25 protein-coding genes are annotated in these 25,552 nt (G+C 73.0%); 8 read left to right on the forward strand and 17 right to left on the reverse strand.

The window, feature by feature from the left end; translation table 11 throughout:
* Window positions 1-4: 4 nt before the first annotated feature.
* Both ACFUJ1_RS26725 and ACFUJ1_RS26730 read right to left on the reverse strand, forming a co-directional pair.
* A complete protein-coding gene (locus tag ACFUJ1_RS26725; RefSeq protein ID WP_233021152.1) occupies window positions 5-640 on the reverse strand; it encodes a response regulator transcription factor in 636 nt (211 codons plus the stop codon).
* A gap of 49 nt (window positions 641-689) precedes the next feature.
* Window positions 690-1,961, reverse strand: a complete 1,272-nt coding sequence (locus tag ACFUJ1_RS26730) for a PspC domain-containing protein (protein ID WP_378649836.1) — start codon at window positions 1,959-1,961, stop codon at window positions 690-692.
* Between the two features lie 125 nt (window positions 1,962-2,086).
* Between ACFUJ1_RS26730 and ACFUJ1_RS26735 the strand changes: the two genes are divergently transcribed.
* Window positions 2,087-3,697 (forward strand): PspC domain-containing protein, encoded by a 1,611-nt coding sequence (locus ACFUJ1_RS26735; RefSeq protein WP_378649838.1) that lies wholly within the window; start codon window positions 2,087-2,089, stop codon window positions 3,695-3,697.
* Window positions 3,690-3,890, forward strand: coding sequence for a hypothetical protein (locus ACFUJ1_RS26740; RefSeq protein WP_378649840.1), 201 nt, complete (start codon window positions 3,690-3,692; stop codon window positions 3,888-3,890). The genes ACFUJ1_RS26735 and ACFUJ1_RS26740 overlap by 8 nt, the downstream gene beginning before the upstream one ends.
* Before the next feature lie 50 nt (window positions 3,891-3,940).
* On the opposite strand, the gene guaA is transcribed toward ACFUJ1_RS26740, so the two are convergent.
* On the reverse strand, window positions 3,941-5,503 hold the full coding sequence (guaA, locus tag ACFUJ1_RS26745) for a glutamine-hydrolyzing GMP synthase (RefSeq protein ID WP_378649842.1): 1,563 nt from the start codon (window positions 5,501-5,503) through the stop codon (window positions 3,941-3,943).
* 12 nt (window positions 5,504-5,515) lie between these two features.
* Here guaA and ACFUJ1_RS26750 point away from each other — a divergent pair, with 12 nt between their 5' ends.
* The gene (locus ACFUJ1_RS26750; protein ID WP_378649844.1) at window positions 5,516-6,394 is read left to right on the forward strand and encodes an alpha/beta fold hydrolase; all 879 of its coding nucleotides are present in this window, start codon (window positions 5,516-5,518) and stop codon (window positions 6,392-6,394) included.
* On the opposite strand, the gene ACFUJ1_RS26755 is transcribed toward ACFUJ1_RS26750, so the two are convergent.
* A complete protein-coding gene (locus ACFUJ1_RS26755; RefSeq protein WP_378649846.1) occupies window positions 6,354-7,514 on the reverse strand; it encodes a GuaB3 family IMP dehydrogenase-related protein in 1,161 nt (386 codons plus the stop codon). The genes ACFUJ1_RS26750 and ACFUJ1_RS26755 overlap by 41 nt on opposite strands.
* Before the next feature lie 253 nt (window positions 7,515-7,767).
* Window positions 7,768-9,312 carry an IMP dehydrogenase gene (gene guaB, locus ACFUJ1_RS26760; RefSeq protein WP_378649848.1) on the reverse strand — a complete coding sequence of 515 codons (1,545 nt, stop codon included), beginning with the start codon at window positions 9,310-9,312 and terminating at the stop codon, window positions 7,768-7,770.
* A 277-nt stretch (window positions 9,313-9,589) separates the two neighbouring features.
* Here guaB and ACFUJ1_RS26765 point away from each other — a divergent pair, with 277 nt between their 5' ends.
* Window positions 9,590-10,003, forward strand: a complete 414-nt coding sequence (locus ACFUJ1_RS26765) for a DUF5319 domain-containing protein (RefSeq protein ID WP_011207424.1) — start codon at window positions 9,590-9,592, stop codon at window positions 10,001-10,003.
* Between the two features lie 128 nt (window positions 10,004-10,131).
* Here the strand turns inward: ACFUJ1_RS26765 and ACFUJ1_RS26770 are convergent, their stop codons facing one another.
* The 3 genes from ACFUJ1_RS26770 to ACFUJ1_RS26780 form a co-directional block, all read right to left on the reverse strand.
* Window positions 10,132-11,211 (reverse strand): anti-sigma-D factor RsdA, encoded by a 1,080-nt coding sequence (locus tag ACFUJ1_RS26770; RefSeq protein WP_378649850.1) that lies wholly within the window; start codon window positions 11,209-11,211, stop codon window positions 10,132-10,134.
* Window positions 11,204-11,782, reverse strand: a complete 579-nt coding sequence (locus ACFUJ1_RS26775) for a sigma-70 family RNA polymerase sigma factor (RefSeq protein WP_233016130.1) — start codon at window positions 11,780-11,782, stop codon at window positions 11,204-11,206. Before ACFUJ1_RS26775 ends, ACFUJ1_RS26770 begins: the two co-directional genes overlap by 8 nt.
* Before the next feature lie 200 nt (window positions 11,783-11,982).
* Window positions 11,983-12,843: a hypothetical protein gene (locus ACFUJ1_RS26780; protein ID WP_378649853.1), complete on the reverse strand. Its 861-nt coding sequence runs from the start codon at window positions 12,841-12,843 to the stop codon at window positions 11,983-11,985.
* 596 nt (window positions 12,844-13,439) lie between these two features.
* Here ACFUJ1_RS26780 and ACFUJ1_RS26785 point away from each other — a divergent pair.
* The 3 genes from ACFUJ1_RS26785 (at window position 13,440) to ACFUJ1_RS26795 (ending at window position 14,866) form a co-directional block, all read left to right on the forward strand.
* Window positions 13,440-13,733: a WhiB family transcriptional regulator gene (locus tag ACFUJ1_RS26785; RefSeq protein WP_067646602.1), complete on the forward strand. Its 294-nt coding sequence runs from the start codon at window positions 13,440-13,442 to the stop codon at window positions 13,731-13,733.
* Between the two features lie 253 nt (window positions 13,734-13,986).
* Window positions 13,987-14,625, forward strand: coding sequence for a sigma-70 family RNA polymerase sigma factor (locus tag ACFUJ1_RS26790; protein ID WP_378649855.1), 639 nt, complete (start codon window positions 13,987-13,989; stop codon window positions 14,623-14,625).
* Between the two features lies 1 nt (window position 14,626).
* The gene (locus ACFUJ1_RS26795) at window positions 14,627-14,866 is read left to right on the forward strand and encodes a hypothetical protein (RefSeq protein ID WP_378649857.1); all 240 of its coding nucleotides are present in this window, start codon (window positions 14,627-14,629) and stop codon (window positions 14,864-14,866) included.
* Between the two features lie 102 nt (window positions 14,867-14,968).
* Here the strand turns inward: ACFUJ1_RS26795 and groL are convergent, their stop codons facing one another.
* Both groL and groES read right to left on the reverse strand, forming a co-directional pair.
* Complete coding sequence (groL, locus tag ACFUJ1_RS26800) at window positions 14,969-16,579, reverse strand: chaperonin GroEL (RefSeq protein ID WP_378649859.1); 1,611 nt, start codon at window positions 16,577-16,579, stop codon at window positions 14,969-14,971.
* A gap of 90 nt (window positions 16,580-16,669) precedes the next feature.
* The gene (gene groES / locus ACFUJ1_RS26805; protein ID WP_067646611.1) at window positions 16,670-16,972 is read right to left on the reverse strand and encodes a co-chaperone GroES; all 303 of its coding nucleotides are present in this window, start codon (window positions 16,970-16,972) and stop codon (window positions 16,670-16,672) included.
* A 444-nt stretch (window positions 16,973-17,416) separates the two neighbouring features.
* Here groES and ACFUJ1_RS26810 point away from each other — a divergent pair, with 444 nt between their 5' ends.
* On the forward strand, window positions 17,417-18,898 hold the full coding sequence (locus ACFUJ1_RS26810) for an Hsp70 family protein (RefSeq protein ID WP_378649861.1): 1,482 nt from the start codon (window positions 17,417-17,419) through the stop codon (window positions 18,896-18,898).
* An 18-nt stretch (window positions 18,899-18,916) separates the two neighbouring features.
* Here ACFUJ1_RS26810 and tsaD read toward each other — a convergent pair whose 3' ends face one another.
* Genes tsaD through ACFUJ1_RS26845 form a run of 7 tightly spaced genes read right to left on the reverse strand, consistent with a single transcriptional unit; the run spans window position 18,917 to window position 25,501 of the window.
* A complete protein-coding gene (tsaD, locus tag ACFUJ1_RS26815; protein WP_378649863.1) occupies window positions 18,917-19,960 on the reverse strand; it encodes a tRNA (adenosine(37)-N6)-threonylcarbamoyltransferase complex transferase subunit TsaD in 1,044 nt (347 codons plus the stop codon).
* Entirely contained in the window at window positions 19,957-20,466 is a 510-nt protein-coding gene (rimI, locus tag ACFUJ1_RS26820) for a ribosomal protein S18-alanine N-acetyltransferase (protein ID WP_378649898.1), read from the reverse strand. The genes tsaD and rimI overlap by 4 nt, the downstream gene beginning before the upstream one ends.
* Before the next feature lie 23 nt (window positions 20,467-20,489).
* Window positions 20,490-21,212, reverse strand: coding sequence for a tRNA (adenosine(37)-N6)-threonylcarbamoyltransferase complex dimerization subunit type 1 TsaB (gene tsaB, locus ACFUJ1_RS26825; RefSeq protein WP_378649865.1), 723 nt, complete (start codon window positions 21,210-21,212; stop codon window positions 20,490-20,492).
* Between the two features lie 48 nt (window positions 21,213-21,260).
* Window positions 21,261-21,707, reverse strand: coding sequence for a tRNA (adenosine(37)-N6)-threonylcarbamoyltransferase complex ATPase subunit type 1 TsaE (gene tsaE, locus ACFUJ1_RS26830; protein WP_378649867.1), 447 nt, complete (start codon window positions 21,705-21,707; stop codon window positions 21,261-21,263).
* Window positions 21,700-22,764 carry an alpha/beta fold hydrolase gene (locus ACFUJ1_RS26835; protein WP_378649869.1) on the reverse strand — a complete coding sequence of 355 codons (1,065 nt, stop codon included), beginning with the start codon at window positions 22,762-22,764 and terminating at the stop codon, window positions 21,700-21,702. The genes tsaE and ACFUJ1_RS26835 overlap by 8 nt, the downstream gene beginning before the upstream one ends.
* Complete coding sequence (gene alr / locus ACFUJ1_RS26840) at window positions 22,761-23,921, reverse strand: alanine racemase (protein ID WP_378649871.1); 1,161 nt, start codon at window positions 23,919-23,921, stop codon at window positions 22,761-22,763. Before alr ends, ACFUJ1_RS26835 begins: the two co-directional genes overlap by 4 nt.
* 32 nt (window positions 23,922-23,953) lie before the next feature.
* Window positions 23,954-25,501: an NAD(P)H-hydrate dehydratase gene (locus ACFUJ1_RS26845; protein WP_378649873.1), complete on the reverse strand. Its 1,548-nt coding sequence runs from the start codon at window positions 25,499-25,501 to the stop codon at window positions 23,954-23,956.
* Window positions 25,502-25,552: the final 51 nt, after the last annotated feature.

Raw genomic sequence — 25,552 nt, forward strand, 5'->3', positions numbered from 1 at the left:
CGGTTCAGTCGATCCGGCGGCGGTGCGCCCAGCGGGTCAGGGCATTGCGGTTGGACTGCTGGGTCTTGCGGAGCACGTTGGAGGCGTGCGTCTCCACCGTCTTCACCGAGATGAAGAGCGCCTCGGCGATCTCCCGGTAGGTGTAGCCGCGGGCGAGCAGCCGCAGCACCTCCAGCTCGCGCGGGGTGAGCGAGTCCAGCTCGGGGTCGAGCGGCGGCTCCGGCACCGGGGAGCGGCCGGTGAAGGAGTCGAGCACGAAGCCGGCCAGGCGCGGGCTGAAGACGGCATCGCCGCCGGCGACCCGGCGGATGCCGTCGGCGAGTTCGGCGCCGGAGATGGTCTTGGTGACGTAGCCGCGGGCGCCCGCCCTGATTACCGCGATGACGTCCTCGGCGGCGTCCGAGACGCTGAGCGCCAGGCAGACCGGGCCGTCGTCGATGCCGTTGAGCACCGCGACGCCGCCGCCGTCCGGCATGTGCACGTCCAGCAGCACCACGTCGGGCCGCGCGGTGTTGATGCCGGAGACCGCGTCGGCGACGCCGCCCGCCTCGCCGATCACCTCCATATCGGCCTCCCGCCCCAGCTCGGCCCTGACCCCCGACCGGAAGACGGCGTGATCGTCGACCAGAAAGACGCGCACACTCACCGGTTACTCCTCCTCGTCACGGGGTCATCATGCCCGGGAGAACTCACGGGCGGGCCGTGGGGCTGAGCACGGCCTCCTCCGCCACCCCGGAATCGCTGCGCGGCATGACGATCCGCACCTCGGTGCCGCGGCCGGGGGTGGAGCGCACCTCGACGGTGCCGCCGCGCCGCTCGATCCGGCCGCGCACCGAGCGCGCGAGCCCCTGCCGGTCGGCCGGGATGTCGTCGGGGTCGAAGCCGATGCCCCGATCCCGGACGAACACGCTCACCTGATGCGGCTCGGCCTCGGCGAAGAGGTCGATCTCCGGGACGCCCGCGTGCTTGGCCGCGTTCACCAGCGCCTCCCGGCCCGCCCCGAGCAGCGCGGTGAAGTGCTCCTTGGGCAGCCCGCTCCCGGTGTCGCCGACGTCCATGCTGACATCGCCGACGGTCACCGGGGTGACCTTCACCCCGTGCTGATCCTCCACCTCGCCCGCGATCGTGCGCAGCGCGGCGGCCAGGCTGGACTGCGCGGGGCCCGCGTCCTCGAAGAGCCAGCGCCGCAGCTCCCGCTCCTGGCTGCGGGCCAGCCGCACCACCTCCTGCGCGTCGGCCGCCTGGCGCTGGATCAGCGCGAGCGTCTGCAGCACGGAGTCGTGCAGGTGCGAGGCGATCTCCTCGCGCTCCTCGTTCCGGATGCGGGCGGCGCGCTCGGCGTTCAGCGCGCGCACGGTCTTCACCCAGAGCGGGACGGTGAGCAGCCCGGCGCCGACCAGCGTGACCCCGACCGCGAGCAGCGCGGGCCCCAGCGAGCCGAGGTCGATCCTGGCCAGCACGACGACGCCGAGCCCGACCACGACCAGGGTGACCCCGGCGATGATCCGGGACCAGGTGATCACGGTCGGCTTGGCGGGCAGCCCGAGCAGCGAGCGCGGCCCGCCGCCGTCGGCGTCGTACTCGCGCCAGACCAGCGCGGCGCCGACCGCCACCACGACGATCGGCGCGACGATGCCCGCGACCCGCCCGCTGAACACCCAGGACACCGCCACCGCGAGCCCGATGCCGAGCAGCACCAGCCCGACCGCCTGCCGCCGCTCCTCGCCGGAGACCTCCTCGGTGTCCGCCCCCGCCGGGGTGAAGAGCCAGAGCAGGCCGTAGCCGAAGATGCCTGCCCCGGCCAGCGCGGAGAGCAGCACGAAGGCCATCCGCACCTGGAAGACCGGGATGCCGAGGTGGTCGGCGACCCCGCCGGCGACCCCGCCGATCACCCGGCCGCCGGTGCGCCGCACCAGCCGCGGCGGGGAGGCGGGCACGGGTGTGGCGGTGGCGGGGGACATGCCTCCGATGGTGGCACGCCCCCGCGCGGGGGGACATCGGGAAACACCCTGACCCCCCGGCCCGGGGTAGCGATTCAGGGTTACCCCCGATGCGCGAAAGCCCAGGTCTCGCCACCATGGAAAGCATGAAGACGAGCATCGGAGACCAGCTCCAGCAGTTGTGGCAGACCCGGCCGGTCCGGATGTCGCGCCAGGGCCCGGTCGCCGGCGTCGCCGCCGGCTTCGGCAGGCGCTACGACATCGACCCGGTCCTGGTGCGGATCGCGTTCGTGGTGTCGACGCTGTTCGGCGGGGCGGGCGTCGTGCTCTACCTGCTGGCCTGGCTGATGCTCGACGACGCGGGCGACCCGAGCGTGCCGCCGCGCTCGCTACTGGACAAATCGCAGTCGCAGACCAAGACGGTGGTGCTGATCGTGGCGCTCGCCATCGCGGTGAGCACCATGGGCCCGATCGGCGTCGGGCTCGGCGGGTCCGGGCTGATCAGCATGGCGCTCATGCTCGGCGGGTGGTGGCTGCTGCACCTGCGGCAGCCGGAGCCGCCGCTCGGGCTGCCCGGGCAGCCCGTGACCTCGTTCGGCGGTTTCCCGGCCACCGGCTACCCCGGTGTACCGGCCGGGTCGCCGCTGCGCTCGGTCGGCGACATGTTCCGCGCCGACCCGGGGCCGTACTCGCCGTACACCAAGCTCCCGGAGTTCTACGTGCCGGAGCAGGATCGCGCCGCGACCACACCGCTGCGCGCGGAGCCGGAAGGCCAAAGGCCGGACCTGACCAAGGCGGCCGCCGACCCGGAGCAGATCGGCGAAACCTCAGCCACCGGCGCGGCCGAGACCAGTTCCGGCACCGCGGGCACCCCGGCCGACGCGACCGGCCCCGGCACCGCGGGTCTCTCGGCCCACGCAACCGACATCGGCACCGCGGGTCTCTCGGCCGACGCGACCGGCCCCGGCGCCGCGGGTCTCTCGGCCGACGCGGCCGAACGGAGTGCCTCATCCGGCATTCCGGCCCCCGAACGCCCGAACCTCACCAAATCCCCGACCCCGGCGGCCCGGCACCCCTTCCCCACCCCGGTTCCGCCCTCCTGGGACCCCCTCGGCGTCGCCCCCCTCGCCTGGGACCTCCCCGAGCCCACCCCGGCCAAGACACCGGTCGCCCCGCCCGAGCGCCGCCCGCGCTCCCGGCTCACCCCGGTCACCATCGGCCTCGCCATCCTGGCCGCGGGCGCGGCGGGCTCCGTCGCCGCCGCGGGCGCGGCGTGGATGACCCCCGCCATGATCGGCGGCGCCGCACTGGCGGTGCTCAGCATCGGTCTCCTGGTCGGCGCCTTCCTGCGCCGCGGCCACGGGCTGTACCTCGCGGCCGTTCCGCTGGCCGGTTTCGTGCTGCTCGCCTCACTGATCGGCCCGATGAACTTCGACAGGGCCGACATGGGCGAGCACGTCTGGACCGCCGCCTCGGCGAGCACGCTCGAACCCGCCTACCGGGTGAACATGGGTAATGCCACGCTCGACCTGCGCGAACTCGCGCTCACCGAGAACCGCGCGGTCCAGCTGGAGGTCAGGATGGGCGAGGCCGAGGTGCTGCTCCCCGCCGACCTGACGGTGAACATGACCTGCGCGACCACCATGGGCGAGTCGAACTGCGTCCCCGGCATCAGCGGCCCGGCCACCCCCGGCGCGCCGGTGCTCGACCTGAAGATCGACGTCGTCGCCGGCAACGTGGAGGTGCACCGTGGCTGACCCCGTCAGGCCCCGCGGCGGGCCGTCGCTGTCCATGCTGGTGGCCGGGTTGATCGGCCTGGCGATCAGCGTCTGGGCCTTCGTCGGCCCGAGCGCGGTGGACATCATCCCGCTCGGCTGGACCGCCGTCGGCGTCGCCATCGTGGCGGGCATCCTGCTGGTACTTCCGCGCGGGCGGAACAAGAAGGACTGACCGCGCCGCACACGGGCGCCGCTCCTACCGGGAGCGGCGCCCGTTCCGCGTCACTCCCACTCGATGGTGCCCGGCGGCTTGCTCGTCACGTCGAGCACGACCCGGTTCACCTCGGCGACCTCGTTGGTGATCCGGGTGGAGATGCGCTCCAGCACCTCGTACGGCAGCCGCGTCCAGTCGGCGGTCATGGCGTCCTCGCTGGTCACCGGGCGCAGCACGATGGGGTGGCCGTAGGTGCGGCCGTCGCCCTGCACGCCGACGCTGCGCACATCCGCGAGCAGCACCACCGGGCACTGCCAGATCTGGCCGTCCAGCCCGGCCGCGGTGAGCTCCTCGCGGGCGATGGCGTCGGCCTGGCGCAGGGTGGCCAGCCGGTCGCCGGTCACCTCGCCGACGATCCGGATGGCGAGCCCCGGCCCGGGGAAGGGCTGGCGCCCGACGATCTCCTCGGGCAGCCCGAGCTCGCGCCCGACCGCGCGCACCTCGTCCTTGAAGAGCAGCCGCAACGGCTCCACCAGGGCGAACTCGAGATCGTCCGGCAGCCCGCCGACATTGTGGTGCGACTTGATGTTCGCGGTGCCGCTGCCGCCGCCGGACTCCACCACGTCCGGGTAGAGAGTGCCCTGCACCAGGAACTCCACCGACCCGGTGCCGCCCTGCTCGGCCACGATCCCGGTGACCGCGTCCTCGAACGACCGGATGAACTCCCGGCCGATGATCTTGCGCTTCTCCTCCGGGTCGGTGACGCCCTTAAGCTCGCCGAGGAACTTGTCCACCGCGTCCACCGTCACCAGCTTCGCGCCGGTCGAGGCGACGAAATCCTGCTGGACCTGCTCGCGCTCCCCGGCTCGCAGCAGCCCGTGGTCGACGAAAACACAGGTCAGCCGGTCCCCGATCGCACGCTGCACCAGCGCAGCCGCCACCGCGCTGTCCACCCCGCCGGAAAGGCCACAGATGGCGTGGCCGTCGCCGATCTGCTCGCGCACCGCACCGATCAGCGACTCCGCGATATTCGCCGGGGTCCAGCCCGCCGGGATCCCGGCCAGCTCGTGCAGGAACCGGCTCAGCACCTGCTGGCCGTGCGGCGAGTGCAGCACCTCGGGGTGGTACTGCACCCCGGCCAGCCGCCGCGCCCGGTCCTCGAAGGCCGCGACCGGCGCGCCCGCCGACGTCCCGGTGACGGTGAAGCCGTCGGGGGCGCCGGTCACCGCGTCGCCGTGGCTCATCCAGACCGGCTGCACCGCGGGCAGCCCGCCGTGCAGCACGCCGCCGTCGACGCTCAGCTCGGTGCGGCCGTACTCCCTGGTCCCGGTCTGCGCGACGGTGCCGCCGAGCGCCTGCGCCATCGCCTGGAAGCCGTAGCAGATGCCGAACACCGGGACGCCCAGATCGAACAGCCCGGCATCCAGCCGCGGCGCGCCGTCGGCGTACACACTGGCCGGGCCGCCGGACAGGATCACCGCGGCCGGCTTCTTCGCGGCGATCTCCGCCACCGTGATGGTGTGCGGGACCACCTCGGAGAAGACGCGCGCCTCGCGCACCCGGCGGGCGATCAGCTGGGCGTACTGCGCGCCGAAGTCGATGACGAGAACAGGGCTCTGGGTATCTGCCACCGGCACAGTTTAATGAGCGCGCGAATCGCCCCGCGCACCCCCGCGCCGCTGGCTATCCTCATCGGCGTGCCGTTCGCCCGTGCGATAGACGCCGACATCCACTACGAGGACAGCGGGGGCACCGGGCCGGTCGTTCTGCTGGCGCACGAATTCTTCATGGACCGAACGATGTTCGCCGCGCAGCAGGCCGCCCTCACCCCGGAGTTCCGCATCGTGGCGTGGGACGCGCGCGGCCACGGCCGCAGCCGTGACCAGCGCCTCCCCTTCACCTTCTGGACCGCCGCCCGCGACGCCCTCACCGTGCTCGACCACATCGGGGTGGAGCGCGCGGTGGTCGGCGGCACGGCGCAGGGCGGCTTCACCGCGCTGCGCGCCGCGCTGCTCGCCCCGGAGCGGGTCGCCGGGCTGATCCTGATCAGCACCGAGGCAGGTGGCCTCAGCCGCGAACAGTCGACCGCCACACTGCGATTCCTCGACCTCTGGTACGACGAGCACTCCCGCGAGCGGGCCGCGCAGCAGCTCGCCCGCTGGCTCATCGGCGACGACGACTGGTACCGCGCCATCTGGACCAGGCGCTGGCTCGGCCAGGGCCGCCGCGACATCGAGGTCGCCGCGCACTGCGTGCTCGCCCGCGACTCGGTGGCCGACCGGCTCGGCGAGATCACCTGCCCCGCCCTGGTGATCCACGCCACCGACAGCGGTATCGCCAGGGCCAGATCCCGCGAACTCGCGCGCGGCCTGCCCGACGCCACCTACCTGGAGATCGACGGCGCCCGGCTCGCCGTCACCATGACCCACCCGGAGCCGGTGAACACCGCCATCGGCCGATTCCTCCGAGCGCACACCGCGCTCAGGCCCGGACCGTCAGCCCGACCCGCTGGAACTCCTTGAGGTCGGAGTACCCGGCCTTCGCCATCGACCGGCGCAACCCGCCGACCAGGTTCAACGAGCCGAACGGGTCGTCCGACGGGCCGAAGAGCACCCGGTGCAGATCGGGCCGCGCGCGCTCCGGGTCGGCGCCGCCCGCATCCCACGGGTCGTCCACCTCGAGCAGCGCGCCGCGCGGCACCGAGGGGTGCGCCGCCGCCGACGGCCAGTACCAGCCCCGGCCCGGCGCCTCCGCGGCCAGCGCCAGCGGAACCCCGAGCACCGCGGCGTCCGCGCCGCAGGCGATCGCCTTCGCCAGCTGCCCCGAGGTCGAGACGTCGCCGTCCGCGATCACGTGCACGTACCGGCCGCCGGTCTCGTCCAGGTAGTCCCGCCGCGCCGCCGCCGCGTCCGCGATCGCGGTCGCCATCGGCACCCCGATCCCGAGCACCTCGCCGGTCGTGGTCGCGCCCGGGTACGAGCCGTAGCCCACGATCACGCCCGCCGCGCCGGTCCGCATCAGGTGCAGCGCGGTGCGGTGATCACTCACGCCGCCCGCCACCACCGGGACGTCCAGCTCGGCGATGAAGGTCTTGAGGTTGAGCGGCTCGCCCTCGCTCACGTGCTCGGCCGAGATGATCGTGCCGTGCACCACAAGCAGGTCGACCCCGGCCTGCACCAGCGCGGGAGTCAGGCCCCGGGCGTTCTGCGGGCTCACCCGCACCGCCACCGTCACGCCCGCCGCGCGAACCTGCGCGACCGCGGCAGCCAGCAGGTCCGGCAGCATCGGGGCCGCGTGCAGCTCCTGCAGCAGCGCCACCGCGCGGTCGGACGGGCCGGTGGCGGCCAGGTCGGTCAACTGCTCGATCTTCGCCTGCACGTCGGCGTGCCTGGCCCACAGCCCCTCGCCGTTGATCACGCCGAGGCCGCCGAGCTTGCCGAGCTCGATCGCGAACTCCGGGGAAACCAGCGCGTCGGTCGGGTGCGCCACCACCGGGATGTCGAAGCGGTAGGCGTCCAGCTGCCAGGACAGCGAGACCTGCTTGGACGAGCGGGTACGCCGCGACGGGACGATATCCACGTCGTCCAGGTCGTATGTCCGGCGAGCGGTCCGGCCCATGCCGATTTCCACCATGTCGCGCATAGTGATGTGCCTTTCTGCCCGCTGGCGCGGGCGGGGTTTGCGGCCCTTCGGGGTCCCGCGTTCGGCGGCCGAGACTCGCGGCTGCGCCGCATTGCTTCGGCCGCCGAACGCGGGACGGGCCGCAAACCGTTGTGGGCTCGTCTGTGACGTCGCCGCTGGATCCGGATGTTGACCCGGGGGTGCCGCCCCGGGGGGGCCGTGCCGGGGTGTGGACATGGTTCTACCCCGGCTTTCGCGCAAGCCGGGGTAGAGCTTAGCCGCGGCCGGTGTAGTTGGGGGCCTCGACGGTCATGGTGATGTCGTGGGGGTGGCTTTCCTTGAGGCCCGCGGCGGTGATCTGGACGAACTGGGCGTCCTGGAGGTGCGCGATGTTCTGCGAGCCGGTGTAGCCCATGGCGGCGCGGAGGCCGCCGACGAGCTGGTGGATCACCTGGTTGACGGGGCCGCGGAACGGGACCCTTCCCTCGATGCCCTCGGGGACGAGTTTGTCCTCGGCGAGGACGTCGTCCTGGAAGTAGCGGTCCTTGGAGAAGCTCTTGGCCTGGCCGCGGCCCTGCATGGCGCCGAGTGAGCCCATGCCGCGGTAGCTCTTGAACTGCTTGCCGCCGACGAGGATGAGTTCACCGGGGGACTCCGCGGTGCCCGCGAGCAGGGAGCCGAGCATGACGGTGGAGGCGCCCGCCGCGATGGCCTTGGCGATGTCGCCGGAGAACTGGATGCCGCCGTCGGCGATCACCGGGACGCCGGCGGGGCGGCACACCGAGACCGCCTCCAGGATCGCGGTGATCTGCGGGGCGCCGACGCCGGCGACGACCCGGGTGGTGCAGATCGAGCCGGGGCCGACGCCGACCTTCACCGCATCCGCGCCCGCGTCGACCAGCGCCTGCGCGCCCGCCCGCGTGGCGACATTGCCGCCGACGATCTGGATCCGCTCGCCGACCTCGGTCTTCACCTTGGTGACCATCTGCAGCACCTGCGCCTGGTGGCCGTGCGCGGTGTCGACCACCAGCACGTCGACCCCGGCGTCGGCCAGCGTCATGGCGCGCGACCAGGCATCCTCGCCGACGCCGACCGCGGCGCCGACCAGCAGCCTGCCGTCCCGGTCCTTGGTGGCGTGCGGGTACTGATCGGTCTTGACGAAGTCCTTCACCGTGATCAGACCGCGCAGCCTGCCGCCGCCGTCCACGATCGGCAGCTTCTCCACCTTGTGCCTGCGCAGCAGCCCGAGCGCCGCCTCGGCGGTGACGCCCTCCTGCGCGGTGATCAGCGGCGCCTTGGTCATCACATCGGCGACCCGGCGGTTCTGGTCCACCTCGAACCGCATGTCGCGGTTGGTGATGATGCCGACCAGCGCGCCCTGCTCGTCCACCACCGGCAGGCCGGAGATCCGGAAGCGGGCGCACATGGCATCCACCTCGGCGAGGGTGTCGGTCGGGCGACAGGTGACCGGGTCGGTGACCATGCCCGCCTCGGACCGCTTCACCGTCTCCACCTGGGCGGCCTGATCGGCGCCGGAGAGGTTGCGGTGCAGCACGCCCATGCCGCCCGCGCGCGCCATGGCGATCGCCATCCGCGCCTCGGTGACGGTATCCATCGCCGAGCTGACCAGCGGGGTGCGCAGCCGGATATCCCTGGACAGCTTGCTCGAGGTCTCCACCGAGCTGGGAATCAGGTCCGACGCGGCGGGCAGCAGCAGCACGTCGTCGAAGGTGAGACCGAGCATGGCGATCTTGTTCGGATCGTCACCACCCGTATGAGGGCGAGCGGCGAGTCGTTCGCCCGGTACGGGATTACTCATTCGGATCGACCCCTCCTGGACGTCGAAGGCACCGGGAGCCGGATCGGAACCGGCGCCGCGGCGGTGTGAAATCGGATGGACGGTAGCGGCGGAGGCGGCCCCTGACCCGGTGCGCGATACGGACGGCTTCCGTAAATACGCCGAGCTGCGCGGGCATCGCCTGTGCCTTTCGCCTATGGTATCGGTCGCGTGAACGCGATGTTCCAGTCGGTCCGCCCGGGAAACTGGCCCGGCGCACCGCTGGCGCAGACCCACCTGTTCTGCGTACCGTGGGGATGTGCGTGACCACCTACCACCTGGCTTGCCGCCGGATCCCTTCGCCGGAGACCCCTCCGACCCGTCCGCCGCGCTCGACGCCATCGAGCCCGGTGAGCCGCTGGATCCCCATGAGCGCCTCGCGGTCGAGGAAGATCTCGCCGACCTCGCTGTCTACGAGGCCCTGCTGGCGCACCGCGGAATCCGCGGGCTCGTGGTCAGCTGCGAGGACTGCAGGCAGGATCACTACCACGACTGGGACATGCTCCGCGCGAACCTGCTCCAACTGCTCGTCGACGGCACCGTCCGCCCGCACGAGCCCGCCTACGACCCGACCCCGGAGGCCTACGTCACCTGGGATTACTGTCGGGGATACGCGGACGCCTCGATGAACGAGGCCTTCCACGGCGACGGATTCGACGGCTTCGACAGCTGAGACGGAGAACACCTCCGCGGTGTGCGTGTCGCGCGCGCCGGATCGAAGCGGGCCCACGCACTGCCCGCACACGAAGACACGAAAAAACCGGCCGTCGCGTGACGGCCGGTTTTTCGTTGTCTCGTACTTCAGCCCGCCGGGGTGACCGGAACCGCCGGAACGGGAACCTGAACCGGCGGCACGGTGTCCACCGCGGGCACCGACTGGGTCGGCACCTGCTGGGTGGGCACGCCACCACCACCCCCCGCCGTGGGCACCGCGGTCGGCGAGGCGATCGTGGTGGGGGCCGGGGGTGTCGGCTGCTCCGGTTGGGTCGGCTCCTGCGTCTGCGGCGGATCCGGCTGCGTCGGCTCCGGCTGGGTCGGGGCCGTCGGCTTGGTCGGCAGCACGGTGCCCGGATCCGGCGTACTCGGCTCCTGGGTGCCGAGAGTCGACGGGTCCGGGGTGGTACCCGGCTTGGTCGGTGCCGTGGTCGGCACCTGCCCGGACGGCTTCGGCTCCGACGGCCTGGACTGGGTCGAGGTGATCTGGCTGGCGATTTCGGGCGCGACCTTCCCCAGTTCCGCCACCAATGCGTTCCAGCGCTCGATCAGATCGTCCTGCTTGGCCGGGTCGTCGACCTGCTGCGCGGTGGTGCGCACCCGGTCGAGAAGCACCCGCGCCTCGTCGTTGTCGCCCTGTGCCAGCGCCGCCTGCACCTGGCTCAGCTCGTCGTCGGCGCGGGCCACCACGGTGGTCTGCGCCTGTTCGCTGAACACGACCTCCTTGACCCGCCAGAGCGGGTCGCCGGGCTCGGCGCTGTACGAGAACGCCGTCATCCCGCCGAAGACCAGGGCCAGCGCGGCCGCCGCACCCGCGAGCGGGCGCACCAGCCGGAGCCTGCCGCCGCTCCGCGGCCCGACCCGCGCCTTCCTTGCCCCGATCTCCTGATTGACTGCCGCCACGATCTCGTCGAGATCGGGCGCCGCCGGGAGGGGTGGCGCGACGACTTCCGCGCGCCAATCCGCGAGCAGCGCCGCGAGCTGGAACTCCTCCGGGCTGTCGGTCTGCACCGGTCCATCGCTGGCGATGGCGTCGATGAGCGCGTCGTCGCGGCGTACCGCGGCGATATCGACGGGACCGGAGTCACCGGTCCCCCCGGCATAGGGACCGCTGTTCCGCGCGCCGAGCCACGCTTTTCGATCGCCGCGCTCGCCATCCCTAGCCATACATTTCACCTGCCCTCGCCACTTGTGACTTCAGTTTCGCGAGTGCCCTGTGCTGGGCAACCCGTATCGCGCCCGCCGTACTGCCCACGGCGACCGCGGTTTCTTCCGCTGACAAACCCATGACCAGACGGAGGATCAGAATCTCTCGATGCTTCTCCGGAAGAGTCGCGAGCAGACGGTTCATCTGCCTGCTCGTCTCGGAATCGAGAGCCCGTTGCTCCGGTCCCTGGTCGGTGGATATGACATCTGGTACTTCGGCCATCGCCTCCGCCTTGTTACGGGCGGCGTTCCGATGGGCGTCGGCGACCTTGTGCGAAGCGATTCCGTACACGAAGGCCATGAAGGGCCTGCCCTGATCCTGATACCGGGGCAGCGCCGTCATCACGGCCAGACAGACCTCCTGCGCGACGTCGTCGGCGGAGAGCTGGCCGCGCTCCGCGGCGCCGATCCGCGCCCGGCAGTAACGAACCACCAGTGGTCGGACCAGTGCGAGTACCTGAGCTAAAGCGGATCTGTCGCCCTGCGCAGCGGCAGTGACGGCGAGGTCCAACTCTTCGCCCGAGTGCGTCATCGTCAGAGAGATTCCTGGCGTTACAAGTGGCACCGGCGGTGAGAACCGGTGCTTCCGCCCGATCGGACGGAACGGGTCCAACAATAGCGACACAACGGATGCCACACGCGCACCCGGTGCGGTCCGCGGATCCCGCCCCCGGGAGAGTATTTCGCCGAGCGGGCGCTGACGCCGTGGTCGGGCCGAAGATCGAATCCGGTTCAGGAGCCGGCCGGACCCGAGAAGTCACCCCCCCTTGCCCGCAGCAGGGCCGCGCATTCGGCGGCCTCCGCGGCCGCGCCCGCCGCCCCGAGCCCGGCCCGCAGCATGGCGGTGGCCCAGCGCAGCGGGAGCAGGTCGTGCGCGGCGCAATCGCGCGCGACCGGCTCGGCCAGCGCCGCGGCGCCAGCGGAATCCCCGGACGCTGCGGTGGCGGCGGCGAGCAGCAGGGCGGATTTCACCCGGTGCCGGGTCGAGGGGCCTTGCGCCCCCAGTTCCACGGCTGCCGCGGCGTGCTCGAGTGCCGTACCGGGGTCGCCGACCGAGAGCGCGGTCTCCGCCGTCACCCAGTGCAGCCGGACGGCCGCGCGCGGGCGGGTGCGGGCGGGCTCGCGCACCCGGGCGAGGAGGCGGAAGGCGAGGGCGGGGCGGGCGCTGCCCAGCGCGTCGGCGGCGAGGCCGGTGAGCGCGTCGCACCAGGCGTCGACGGCGTCGGGAGCGCCGAACCAGGGGTCGGCGCGGCCCGGGTCGACCGGCGCCGGATCGGCGACTCCTGCATGAAGGACGAACTCGGCGACGAGGGCCGCGGCCCGGCCGTCGGGGTCGGCGGCGGCCGCGTGCCTGCCGGACTGGCGGATGAGCGAGGCCGTCGTGCTCAGGGCGAGCGAGCGGAGTACCCGGCCGGTGCCGGGGCGGGTGAGCGGCGCGAGCTCGGCGCGGGCGGCGGCGTAGCGGCCGGCACCGCCGAGCGCGACGGCGCGATGCCAGCGGTCGAGCGGGGCGCGCGCGGGCGGTAGCTGGGCGGCGCCGGGCGCGGGACCGAAGGCGGCGGCGGCGGGAACCGAGTGCAGGGGGCTTACCACCGGGCGCACTGTATCCGAGCGACCCAGCGAACCACTCTCACCTGCGCGGCAATCTCCCAGCATTTTCCACGGTGAACGATGTTTCCATCAGGTAAATCTCGTCCGGTCAAAGGCGATCGCGTGGACTTTCGAATTCACGCACGTTTCCCGCTATTAACCCGCGCGCCCCGTTTTCGCCATCTCCGGCGCTGCCGGCGGGCGGCCGAGCCGCCGCGCGGGGCCGCCGCCCGGGCTCCGGGTCGCCCACCGAAACGGCCGGACCACCGGTAAAAACACCTCTACCAGCGCTTTTCCCAGAATGTACCGGACAGCGGGGAGCGACCTCGGTTTGGTCAACCGATCAGTATCGCTGGAGCGGGCCGCGCTTGTAAACAGTGCGGAGGTTAAATTCTTTCTCCGCCTGTTCGAGGAACCCCTGCGCCGAACTATTGACGGAATTTCGACCCGGGTCCTAACGTAACTCATCGCCACGGTCGGCGCCGCGCGAAATTACAGCGACCTCGCGTCAGCGAGCTCCGGCGACACCGTGGTTGACACCTGTTCGCAGTAGAACCGGCTCGACAACGCCGACGAGCTCGCACCACGAGGAGTTCACCATGCCCATGCCCACCCACCTCCCCGGGCCGAACGCCGATGTCTGGGATTGGCAGATGCGCGGCTCCTGCCGCGGAGTGGATTCGGCGGTGTTCTTCCACCCCGACGGGGAGCGCGGCCGCGCCCGCACCGCGCGGGAGATGCGCGCCAAGGAGATCTGCCGGACCTGCCCGGTCCTCATGCAGTGCCGCTCGCACGCGCTCAAGGTGAGCGAGCCGTACGGCATCTGGGGCGGAATGTCCGAGACCGAGCGGGAGCTGCACGCCAGGCGCAACCGGCGCCGGATGACGGTCTGAGCCGTTCCGCACCGCTCCCATCCACCGGGTGCACCGGCGCCGAATGCCTGTAAGCCAAACGGTCGCTCGGTGCCCGGGGATTCGGCGCCGGTGACCGGAAGTTTTCCGGCCGCGGCAGCCGATGGCTGGTAGCCGCCGCGCCGGAGTGGAACTTTTCCGCACCGCTACCGGTTGGCCGATGGTTTGCCGTGTCCTGCCACGGCACGGGGAGCCGCGCGCTACCGTAGTCCGCGATGACTCAGAATGGAGCGTTGTGACGGCGCGGCCTTCGGCCGCAGGGGGCGATGCGTTCCGGAGAGCAGCCTGCCCACCGGGAACGGGCACTGCTACGACGGCGCGCGCGGCGGAGAATCTCGAGCTCGCACAGCTGCTACGCGGCTGCGGCCGCGCCGACCAGGAGGCGTTCGCCGAGCTCTACGACCGGACGAGCGCGCGGGTGTTCGGGCTGGTGCTCCGGGTGCTGCAGGACGCAGGCTATGCCGAGGAGACGACCCAGGAGGTCTATCTCCAGATCTGGCGCACCGCCTCCGGCTTCGACCCGGCCAAGGGCTCGGCGCTGACCTGGCTGATGACCCTGGCGCACCGGCGCGCGGTCGACCGGGTGCGCGCGGAGCAGGCGCACAGCCAGCGCGAGAACACCTACGGCAGCCGGGTACTCGGGTACGACTTCGACGAGGTCACCGAGGAGGTGGAACGCAGGCTGGAGCAGCAGGCCGTGGTCGCCGGGCTCGCCACACTGACCGAGACGCAGCGCGAGGCGATCTCGCTCGCCTACTACGGCGGCCGGACCTACGCGGAGGTGGCTCGCCATCTCGGCGTAGGCTTGCCTACGGTCAAGTCCCGCATACGGGACGGGCTCACTCGCCTGAAGAGAAGTTTGGGGGTGCCGTGAGATGGACGAGCCGGGTCTCGACCTCGCGCACACCGTCGCGCTCGGCTCGATCGACGACGAAGACCACGCAGCGGTGGTCGCGGTGCTCGGCACCGCGGCCCGCGAGGAGTTCCTCACCGAGGTGAGGGGCTCGAGGGCGGCCCTGGCCGCCCTCTCCGAGGTCACCGCCGCCACTCCACCTCCCGCGCTCCGCGCCCGCCTCCTCGACGCCATAGCCCCGGAGCGCGACACCGCCTCCTGACCCGATCGAGGCCCCGCTGCGCAGCGCGAACCCCGCGCCGACCCCTCGGCACCGAGAAGCGCCCCCGGACCGTCGGGTCCGGGGGCGCTTCTCGCACGAAAATCAGTGACTGTGCCCGTGGTGCGAGTGATCGCCCTCGTCAGTGACGGGCTTCTCGACGATCGCGCTCTCGGTGGTGAGCACCATACGCGCGACCGAGGCCGCGTTGACCACCGCGGAGCGGGTGACCCGGACCGGGTCGACGACGCCCTCGGCGAGCAGGTCACCGTAGGTGAGGGTGGCCGCGTTGAACCCCTGCTCCCCCTCGATGACCTTGCTGACCACGACGGCGCCGTCCAGCCCGGCATTGCTGGCGATCCAGTACAGCGGCGCGCGCAGCGCCTGCCTGACCACCTCGACGCCGACGGCCTCATCGCCGGAGAGCGAATCGCGCAGCGCCTCCAGCCCGGCCCCGGCCAGCACCAGCGCGGTGCCGCCGCCGGGCACGATGCCCTCGGCCACGGCCGCCTTGGCCGCCGCGACCGCGTCGTCCACCCGGTACTTGCGCTCCTTGAGCGCGGTCTCGGTGGCCGCACCGACCCGGATCACCGCGACGCCGCCCGCCAGCTTGGCCAGCCGCTCCTCGAGCTTCTCCCGGTCCCAGTCGGACTCGGTCGCCTCGATCTCCCGGCGCAACTGCGCGCTGCGGGCGGCGATGTCGTCGGCGGTGCCCGCACCATCGATGATGGTGGTCTCGTCCTTGCCGACCACGATGCGGCGGGCGACGCCGAGCACGTCGAGCCCGGCCTCACGCAGCCCGATGCCGATGTCCGGGTTCACCACGGTGCCCGCGGTGACCACGGCCAGGTCGTCCAGGAACGCCTTGCGCCGGTCGCCGAAGAACGGCGCCTTGACCGCGACGGCCCTGATCGTCTTGCGGATGCTGTTCACCACCAGGGTGGAGAGCGCCTCGCCCTCGACGTCCTCGGCGATGATCAGGACGGGCTTGCCGCTCTCCGCGATCTTCTCCAGCAGCGGGAGCAGGTCGGGCAGCGAGCTGATCTTCTCGCGGTGCAGCAGGATGTAGGCGTCCTCGAGGACGGCCTGCTGCGCATCGGTGTCGGTGACGAAGTAGGGCGAGAGGTAGCCCTTGTCGAACTGCACGCCCTCGGTGACGATCAGCTCGGTGAGCAGCGTCGACGCCTCCTCGACGGTGACGACGCCGTCCTTGCCGACGGTGGTCAGCGCCTTGCCGACCATCGCGCCGATCTCCGGGTCGCGCGAGGAGACCGTGGCGACCTGGGCGATGGCCTCCTCGCCGGAGACCGGGGTGGCCAGCTTCAGCAGCGCCTCGGAGACGGCGTCGGTCGCCTTGGCGATGCCCGCGCCGACGACGATCGGGTTGGCGCCGGCGGCGATGTTCTTCAGCCCGCCGCGGATCAGCGCCTGGGCCAGCACGGTGGCGGTGGTGGTGCCGTCGCCCGCGACGTCGTTGGTCTTGGTCGCGACGCTCTTCACCAGCTGCGCGCCCAGGTTCTCGAACGGGTCCTCGAGCTCGATGTCGCGCGCGATCGTGACGCCGTCGTTGGTCACGGTCGGGCCGCCGAAGGCCTTGGCGAGCACGACGTGCCTGCCGCGCGGGCCGAGGGTGACCTTGACGGCATCGGCGAGCTTGTCGACACCGCGTTCCAGAGCCCGGCGAGCCTTCTCGTCGAACTCGATCTGCTTTGGCATGAGGTTTCGCTCCTGTGGTTTCGGTGCAGGCCGGAACGCGTTCCGCCCCGGGTCGAACGACTCCGGGGCGGAACGCGGGTGCCCGAACGGCTACTTGGTGACGACGGCCAGGACGTCACGCGCCGACAGGATGAGGTACTCCCCGCCCTGGTACTTGATCTCGGTGCCGCCGTACTTGCTGTAGATGACGGTGTCACCCTCCTGGACGTCCAGGGGGATGCGCTTCTCGCCCTCGTCGTCCCAGCGACCGGGTCCGACGGCGACGACGGTGCCCTCCTGCGGCTTCTCCTTCGCCGTGTCGGGGATGACCAGGCCGGAGGCGGTCGTCGTCTCGGCCTCGTTGGCCTGGACGAGGATCTTGTCCTCGAGCGGCTTGATGTTCACGCTCGCCACGTTGAGCCCTCCAACTTTCGGGGTTTACGGTCGGGCGGAACCGATTGCTCCACCCGTTGGGGTCGGTCTCGTGCTGACCCTGCGTACAGCCCCGTCGTCGCGGGTGCCGGAGCCCTCACACAGCGTCGACTAGCACTCTATACATGCGAGTGCCAGCGCTCAAGGTCTGACTCTGCTACCGGGGCGTACCGGCGGGGACACACCCCCTCCAGTCACCAGAACTGGGGGACTTTCCAAGGGCGTGGTAAATCTGTAACGTTCGGATAACGGATCGTGACACTATGGTCGAGCGTTCCGTGTCGGCCGCTCCGCAGCGCCTGCCGGGCATCGAAGCTCGGTGGTACCGGAATTCACAGTGACTCCTCGTCACAGTGACAGCGGAGCCTTCGAACTCGAAACACCACACGCCAGCTACGGACAGTCCGCGCGCGAGGGGAGGTGACCATGCGAACATCCCTGGGGATCTCGGCAGGCAACGAGGTCGTCTGCTCCGCCACCGTCGTCACCGCGCCGAACGGCGCCCAGACCTTCGACTACCGGGTCGTCTCCGCCGACGCCGCGCACTCCGACCTCGGCGACCTGGTCACCTCGTCCATCGAGCTGATGACCACCCAGCTGCCCGCGACGCACCCGCGCGAGCCGGTGCACCCGGTCGGCGGCCGCTACACCGAGCGGCCGGAGCCGGTTCCGGCCGAGGCGCCGACCAGCGTCGCGGTCGCCTACCGCGGCAAGGAGCAGGAGCAGATCATCCGCGCCGCCACCGGCAGGCAGCGGGAGCTGCGGATGGTTCCCGAGTTCACCGCCGCGCTCACCTACCTGCGCCACACCGGCCTGCTCGACCGGTACGGCACCGTCGCCGTCGTCGACCTCGGCGCCACCGGGCTCACCGTCACGGTGGCCGACCGCGCCGACGGCACGGTGCTCGTCGCCGAGCGCACCTCGGTGCTGAGCGGCAACGCCATCGACGAGCTCATCTACCGGCACCTGGTCGATCAGCACTTCGCCAGGCGCGGCACCCGCCCGAACCGGCACACCCTGGTGAACCGGGCGCGCGCCGCCAAGGAGCACCTCTCGGTGACGCCCGCGGTCACCGTCGACCACGTGGCCGGTCGCCCGCTCAAGCTGACCCGCGAGGACTTCGAGTACCTGATCGAGGAGCTGCTCGGCGACATCGCGCACTTCACCGCGACCGCGGCCGAGCGCGCGGAGCGGCTGCCCGAGGCGGTCACCGTGATCGGCGGCGGCGCCAATATCCCCGCGGTGCTCTCCGCCCTGCACGACCGGCTCGGCATCCCGGTGCTGACCGTGCCCGATCCGGACGCCGTGATCGCCAAGGGCGCCGCGCTCGTCGCCGATCAGGCGCAGGCGCTGCCGGACGCCCCGATCGCGGCGGTGCGCGCCGACACCTCCGGCCGGACCGTGACCAAGGTGGCCGGGGTGCTGGTCGGCGCGCTGGTCGTGGTCGGGCTGGTGATCGGCTACGGGGTGCGCGAATTCGCGCCGATCGCGGACGAGGAGATCTCGCCAGCGGGCACGACGAGCAGCGGCGGGCTCCCCACGACGACCACCCCTCCGGTCACACCGACGCCCGTCGTCGCGCCGGGCACCACCGCCGAGCCGCCGGCGACCACCACGCCGCCGGTCACCGTCACGACCAGCCAACCGGCCGGGCCGACCTCGCCAACGCTGCGCCCGGACCCGAACAACCCGCCGATCCCGTTCCCGAACTCGCTCGGCCCCGGGCTGGAGATGCCGAGCACCGCGCCTGCCCGCACGGTCACCCCGTCCCCGCTGCCGCCGAACGCGCAGACCCCCGCCGAGAGCAGCATGCCGCTGGCGCCGCCGGTCGACTCCGGCTCCGCGGGCGGAACGACCACGCCTGCGGAGAGCTCCGCTCCCCTGCCTACGCTCGTCGTTCCGCGCTGACGTCGCGCTCCGGTCGGCTCAGCCGACCCGGCTGATCGACACCGGCAGCCCCGGGTCGGTCTCCACCGTGAGGGGGGACGGCTCCGCGCCGCCCGCGATGACGTGCGCGCCGAGCGCGGCGATCATCACCCCGTTGTCGGTGCAGAGCCGCGGCTTCGGCACCCGCAGCGTGAGCCCGGCCGCCGCGCAGCGCTCCTCGGCCATCGACCGGATCCGCGAGTTGGCCGTCGCGCCGCCGCCGAGCACAAGGGTGTCCACTCCGGTGTCCTGCGCGGCGCGCACCGCCTTGCGGGTCAGCACGTCGGCGACCGCCTCCTGGAAGGAGGCCGCGATATCCGGGATCGGCAGCGCCTCGGGGGCGATCCCGGCCCGCTGCGCCGCCTCCACGTGCCGCGCCACCGCCGTCTTCAGGCCGGAGAAGGAGAAGTCGTAGCTCGCGTCGCGCGGGCCGGTCATGCCGCGCGGGAAGGCGATCGCCGCCGGGTCGCCGGTGGCCGCGGCGGCGTCCAGCGCGGGGCCGCCGGGGAAGCCGAGCCCGAGCAGCCGCGCCACCTTGTCGAAGGCCTCGCCCGCCGCGTCGTCGACGGTGCTGCCCAGCTCGGTGATCGGCTCGGCCAGGTCGGTGACGCGCAGCAGGTGCGTGTGCCCGCCGGAGACCAGCAGCGCGACGCAGGGCGGCATCGGGCCGTGCTCCAGAGTGTCCACCGCGACATGCCCGCCCAGGTGGTTCAGCGCGTAGAAGGGGATGTCCCAGGCCGCCGCGTACGCCTTGGCCGCGGCCACCCCGACCAGCAGCGCGCCGGCCAGGCCGGGCCCGATGGTGACGGCGAGCGCGTCCGGCCTTGCGATGCCCGCGGTCGCCAGCGCGCGGCGCATGGCGGGCACGATGGCCTCCAGGTGCGCCCGCGAGGCGATCTCCGGGACGACGCCGCCGAAGCGGGCGTGCTGCTCGACGCTGGAGGCCACCTCGTCGGCGAGCAGCTCGCAGCGGCCGTCGGGGTGCCTGCGCACCACGCCGACTCCGGTCTCGTCGCAGGAGCTCTCGATCCCGAGCACGATCACGAGAGCACCTCGTCGCTGCGCACCGCTGCGCCGGGGTCGCCGTCCGGCACCAGGCCGGGGAAGTCGCCGAGCTCGGGGCGGCGCATGGTGTACGCGTCGGCGCCGCTGGGCTGGTAGTAGTTCTTGCGCAGCCCGATGATGTGGAAGCCGTGCTTGGCGTAGAGCGCGATGGCGGGGGCGTTGTCGGCGCGCACCTCGAGGAACACCGGGCCGCCGCGCTTGGCCGCCTCGGTCAGCAGCCACTCCAGCAGCAGCGTGCCGATGCCCGCGCGGTGCACCTCCGGGTCGACACCGATGGTGTGCACCTCGGCCTCCGGGTACGCGGCATCGCCGAGCAGCGCGATCCCGGCGTAGCCGACCAGCCTGCCGTCGGAGTCACGGGCCGCGATGTACCGGTTGTGCGAGCCGGCCAGCTCGGAGCGGAAGGCGACCGCGTGCCACGGGTCGTCCTCCGGGAAGAGCAGCTGCTCCAGCTCGACGCAGCGCTCGATGTCGCGGGGCCGCATCGGCTCGATGTGGATGGCCACGATCACGCTCCCGTCCGGTCGAGGGTGCGGTAGCTGCGCTCGACCGCGTCCGGCCTGCGCAGGTAGAGCGGGACCAGCGGCTCCGGCGCGGCGCCCGCGAGCAGCGCGGGGGCGGCGACGGTGACCAGGCCGCGCGGCGACGGGCTCTCCACCGGGAGCACCGGGAGGTCGAAGAGGTCGACGTGCGAGGCCGAGCCGGCGATCGCCGCGACGGTGTCCGGGTCGACGTCGGCGGGCTTGTCCACCGCGGGGCCGGCGACCCGCAGGCCGTCGCGGTAGCGCGCCCAGTACACCTCGCGGCGCCTGGCGTCGGTCACCACCAGCAGCCCGGCGGCGTCGGGATCGGCGCCGAGGGCGGGGATTTCGCCGGGCGGCTCCCGCCCGGCGTCGGCGGCGATGGCGTCCAGGGAGCAGACGCCGTACACCGGGATGCCGAGCGCGTCCCCGAAGGCGGCCGCGGTCGCCATGCCGACGCGGAGCCCGGTGAACGGGCCGGGCCCGACTCCCGCGACGACGGCGTCGATGTCGGCACGGGCACAGCCGGACTCGGCGAGACACTCCAGGATCTGCGGGGTCAGTACCTCGGCGTGCGCGCGGGCGTCGACGTGCACCCGGGAGGCGACGGTGCGCACCCGCTCCGGGATCGGCCCGGCTCCGGTCTGCTCGAGGTGCACCAGCCCCGCGGTGACGGCGGGGGTCGCGGTGTCGACGGCGAGTACAAGCATGATTCGGTCAACGATACCGGGTGGTACCGCCCCCGAAGGGTCGCGGGTTCACCGCTCCCGGACCCACTCCCAACTGGCCGTTCGCACATCGGATTCCGGCTCCCGGACCAGCCGGACCAGCAGGTGCCGGTCGGTCAGGTGCTCGACGACGCCGCGCCCCCACTCGACGACGACGACCGCGCGGTCCAGGTCCGCGTCCAGGTCGAGCGCGTCGAGTTCGTCCAGGTCACCGGCGAGCCGGTAGGCGTCCACATGCACCAGCCCGACGCCGCGGTCGCCCGCCCGGTGCGCCCGCGCGATCACGAACGTCGGCGAGCTCACCCGGCCGAGCACGTCGAGCCCGGCCCCGATGCCGCGGGTGAGCGCGGTCTTGCCCGCGCCGAGCGGGCCGTCCAGCACCACCAGGTCGCCCGCGCGCAGCCCGGCGGCGAGTTCCCGGCCGAGCGCCTCGGTGTCCTCGACCGTCGGCAGCAGCCTGGTGACCGGATCAGCCACCGGCGGCCCGTCGCTTGCCCGTGCTCGGCACCGCCCTGGCGAAGAGCCGGTCCAGCGCCGCGTTCACGGCGTCCGGGAACTGCAGGTGCGGCATGTGCGCGCCGCCGTCCAGCCGGACCAGCTCGGCGTCCGGGATCTCGCCGGCGAGCAGCTCGGAGTTCTTGAACGGGATCACCCGGTCGTAGCCTGCGCCGATCACCAGCACGGGCACCCCGGCCAGCGCGGGCAGCGCCGCCGACTCGTCGTGCACCTCGATGGCCTGCAGGAACTTCACGATGGTCGCGACCGGGGTGCGGTCGATCATCATGGTGGTGAAGCGGGAGACCGTCGGGCTCACCTGGCCGTGGAACGAGCTCACGTGCAGCAGCGGGGTGATGACGTGCCGCGCGGTGGCCCGGCCCGCCTGCACCAGCGCGGGCGCGAACCGGACCGCGAGCCGGAAGCCGTCCAGCGCGGGGTTCGGCAGCAGCTGGCCGATGCCGCCCGCGGTCATCCCCGCGGCGGTGGTGCAGATGAGCGCGACGCCCGCGACCCGCTGCCGGAAGAGCCCCTGGTGCGCGGCCGCGGCGGCCAGCACCGCCATGCCGCCGAGCGAGTGCCCGACCAGCACGACCGGGCCGTGCGGGGCGCGCGCCTCGACCACGGCGGCCAGGTCGTCGGCGAGCTGGGCCACCGTGCAGTTCGCCACCTCCGGGACGCCGGACTCGCCGTGGCCGCGCTGGTCGTAGAAGACCAGCCGGGCCCGGTCGCCCCAGCGCGCGGGGAGGTCGCGGCGCTGGAAGTGGTAGGAGGTCATGTCGTTGCAGAAGCCGTGCACGAAGACGACGGTGACCGCGGCATCGGCCGGGCCGTGCTCGCGGACCGCGAGCGGGACACCGTCGGTGGCGTGCACCACGGCGGCGCGGTCGCGGCCGAGCAGGCCGAAGTCCTCGTCCCGGTACTCGTCGGCGCGCGCGGGCCAGAGCACCCGGGAACCCATGCGCCGCAGCACGTGCGCGACGGCGAGCGCGCTCACGGCGACCGCGGTCGCCGCGCCACCCTGCACGATCCGCTTCATCCGTCCTCCTGTGTGAAAGTCCGCCGCACCCGCCCGCGCGGGGAGCACACCACCTCATAGTGGATGGTCCCGAGCAGCTCCGCCCACTCCTGCGCGCCCGGCACGCCGGGGCCCGCGCCGAAGAGCACGGCCTCGTCGCCGGGGCGCACCCCGGCGGCGTTCGCGCCCAGATCGACGACGAGCTGATCCATGCAGACCCGCCCGACGCCGGAATGTCGTGCGCCGCCGACGAAGACGTCGAGCCTGCCGCCCAGTGTTCGGAACACACCATCGGCGTACCCGGCGGGGATCAGCGCAACCGTGGTGTCCCGTGGCGCGATCCATTCGTGGCCGTAGGAGACACCCTCGCCCGCCGCGACCTCCTTCACCAGCGCCACCCTGGCCCGGAAGGTCATGGCCGGGCGCAGCCCGAAGTCACCGACCTCGGGGACCGGGTTCAGCCCGTACACCGCGATACCGGGCCGCACCATGTCGAAGGCGAGATCGGGCCTGGTCAGCGTGGCCGCGGAGTTGGCGAGGTGCAGCACCTCGGGTTCCAGGCCGTGCTCCTTCGCCAGCGCGACCGCCGCGACGAAGCGGGCGCGCTGCACGTCCAGGAAGGGGTGGCCGGGCTCGTCGGCGTGCGCGAGGTGCGAGAAGATGCCGCGCAGCCGCACCACCCGCTCGTCGACGAGGGCGCGCAGCGCGGTCAGCACGGCGGGGTAGCCTGCGGCGGCGATGCCGTTGCGGTTCAGCCCGGTGTCCACCTTGAGGCTCAGCACCGCGGCGCAGCCGGTGGCGCGGGCGGCCGCGGCCACCGCCTCCAGGTGCGCGAGCGAGGAGATGCCGAGCTCCACGTCGGCGCGGACGGCGGCGGCGAAGTCGGCCTCGGCGTCGTTGAGCCAGCACAGCACCGGCGCGGTGATCCCGGCTTCGCGCAGCGCCACCGCTTCGGCCACCGTGGTGACCCCGAGTTCGCGGGCGCCCGCCGCCAGCGCGGCGCGGCCGACCTCGACCGCGCCGTGGTTGTAACCGTCCGCCTTGACCACGACCATCAGCGCCGCGGTGCCCGCGTGCTCCCGCAGGATCCGCACATTGTGCGCGATGGCGCCCAGGTCGACGACGGTCTCCGCTTGCGCATGCACGGTCCCCGATCCTGCCACTGTGATCGGGGGCACCGGCGTTCGCGGCTGTTCCGGCGTGGGTCCGGTCACCGGTCGGCGGGGGCGGTGGCGCGGAGCGTCGCGATGGCGGGGCGGAGGTGTTCGAGGAGCGGGGTCGCCGAAATGGGGGCGGTCGCAGGGGTTGTCGTGGGAGCGGCGGAGAACGCGGTACCCGCGGAGACCGGCGGTGCCGCGGCGATGCCGGGCGGGGCGGCGGCGAGGTTGGCGGCGAGGGAGTGGGCGCGGGCGGCGGCCGCGGCGGCCCAAGCGGGGTCGTGGCCCGCGGCGAGGAGGGCGCCGATGACGCCCGCCAGGATGTCGCCCGCGCCTGCGGTGGCGGCCCAGGAGCCGCCCGCCTCGTTGACGAGGACGGCGCCGTCGGGGGCGGCGACGATCGTCGCGCGGCCCTTGAGCAGGACCGTGACGTTCCAGGAGCGGGCCAGGTCGCGGGCCGCGGCGACCCGGTCGGCGCCGACGGGGTGGCCGGTGAGCCGGGCGAACTCACCCGCGTGCGGGGTGAGCACGGTCGGGGCGGCGCGACCGCGCAGCGGCGCGGGGTCGGCGGCCAGGATGGTGAGGGCGTCGGCGTCGACGACAACGGGGAGGTCGGTGCCGAGCACGGTGCGCAGTCGTTCGGCGGCGGCCGCGTCGGTGCCCGCACCGGGGCCGATCACCCAGGACTGCACCCGGCCCGCGCTCGCGGGGTCCGCGGTGGCGACGACCTCGGGGAAGCGGGCGAGCACCGCGTCGGCGCCGGTGCCCGCGTACCGCACCAGGCCGGAGGTCGCCGCCACCGCGCCGCCGACGCAGAGCACCGCCGCGCCCGGGTAGCGGGCACTACCGGCGGCGACACCGGTCGCCCCCTGGCTGTACTTGTCGTCCCCCGCGCCCGGCACCGGCCAGCGGGCGCCGATCTCCGCCGGTTCCAGCGCCGCGAATTCCGGTTCGGGGAGCCGCAGCCCGATCTCGACCAGCTCGATCCGCCCGCAGTGCGGCACAGCCAGCGCGTGCACCGGCTTCCGCGCGCCGAAGGCGACGGTCACCGCGGCGCGCACGGCCGGGCCGTCGGCCGCGCCGGTCTCCGGGTCGACGCCGCTCGGCAGGTCGGCGGCGATGATCGGGGCGCGGACGGCGGCGACCAGCGCCGCCGCCACCGGGCGAAGGGAGCCGCGTCCGGAGATGCCGACGATGCCGTCGAGCACCAGGTCGGCGTCGAGCGCCGCGATCGACGCCGGGTGCGGTGGCACCGCGCAACCGGCATTCAGCACCCGGCCACCGGCCCGGCGCAGCGCGGCCAGCCCGGCGGCGTGCGCTCGCTTCGGCTGCAGCAGCAGCGCGGTGACCGCGACACCACGGCGGCGCAGCGCGGCACCGGCCCACAGCGCATCGCCGCCGTTGTCACCCGACCCCACCAGCAGCGTCACCCGGCGCCCCGCCACCCCGCCGGTGCGCTCCGCGAGCTCGCGCGCCACCACGGTGGCGAGCCCGTGCGCCGCGCGCCGCATCGGCACGCCGTCCGCGACTCTGGTGAAGAGCTCGGCCTCGGCCGCCCGCACCTGATCCGCGGTGTAGTACCCCCGACGGGCGAACGCCATGACCCCTCCTGCGTCGATCGATCCGGAAAAACCCATACCCGAGCGAGCCGG

It is taken from the genome of Nocardia sp. NPDC057227, from assembly GCF_042669725.1.
In the GTDB taxonomy this organism is placed as follows: Bacteria; Actinomycetota; Actinomycetes; order Mycobacteriales; family Mycobacteriaceae; genus Nocardia; species Nocardia asteroides_A.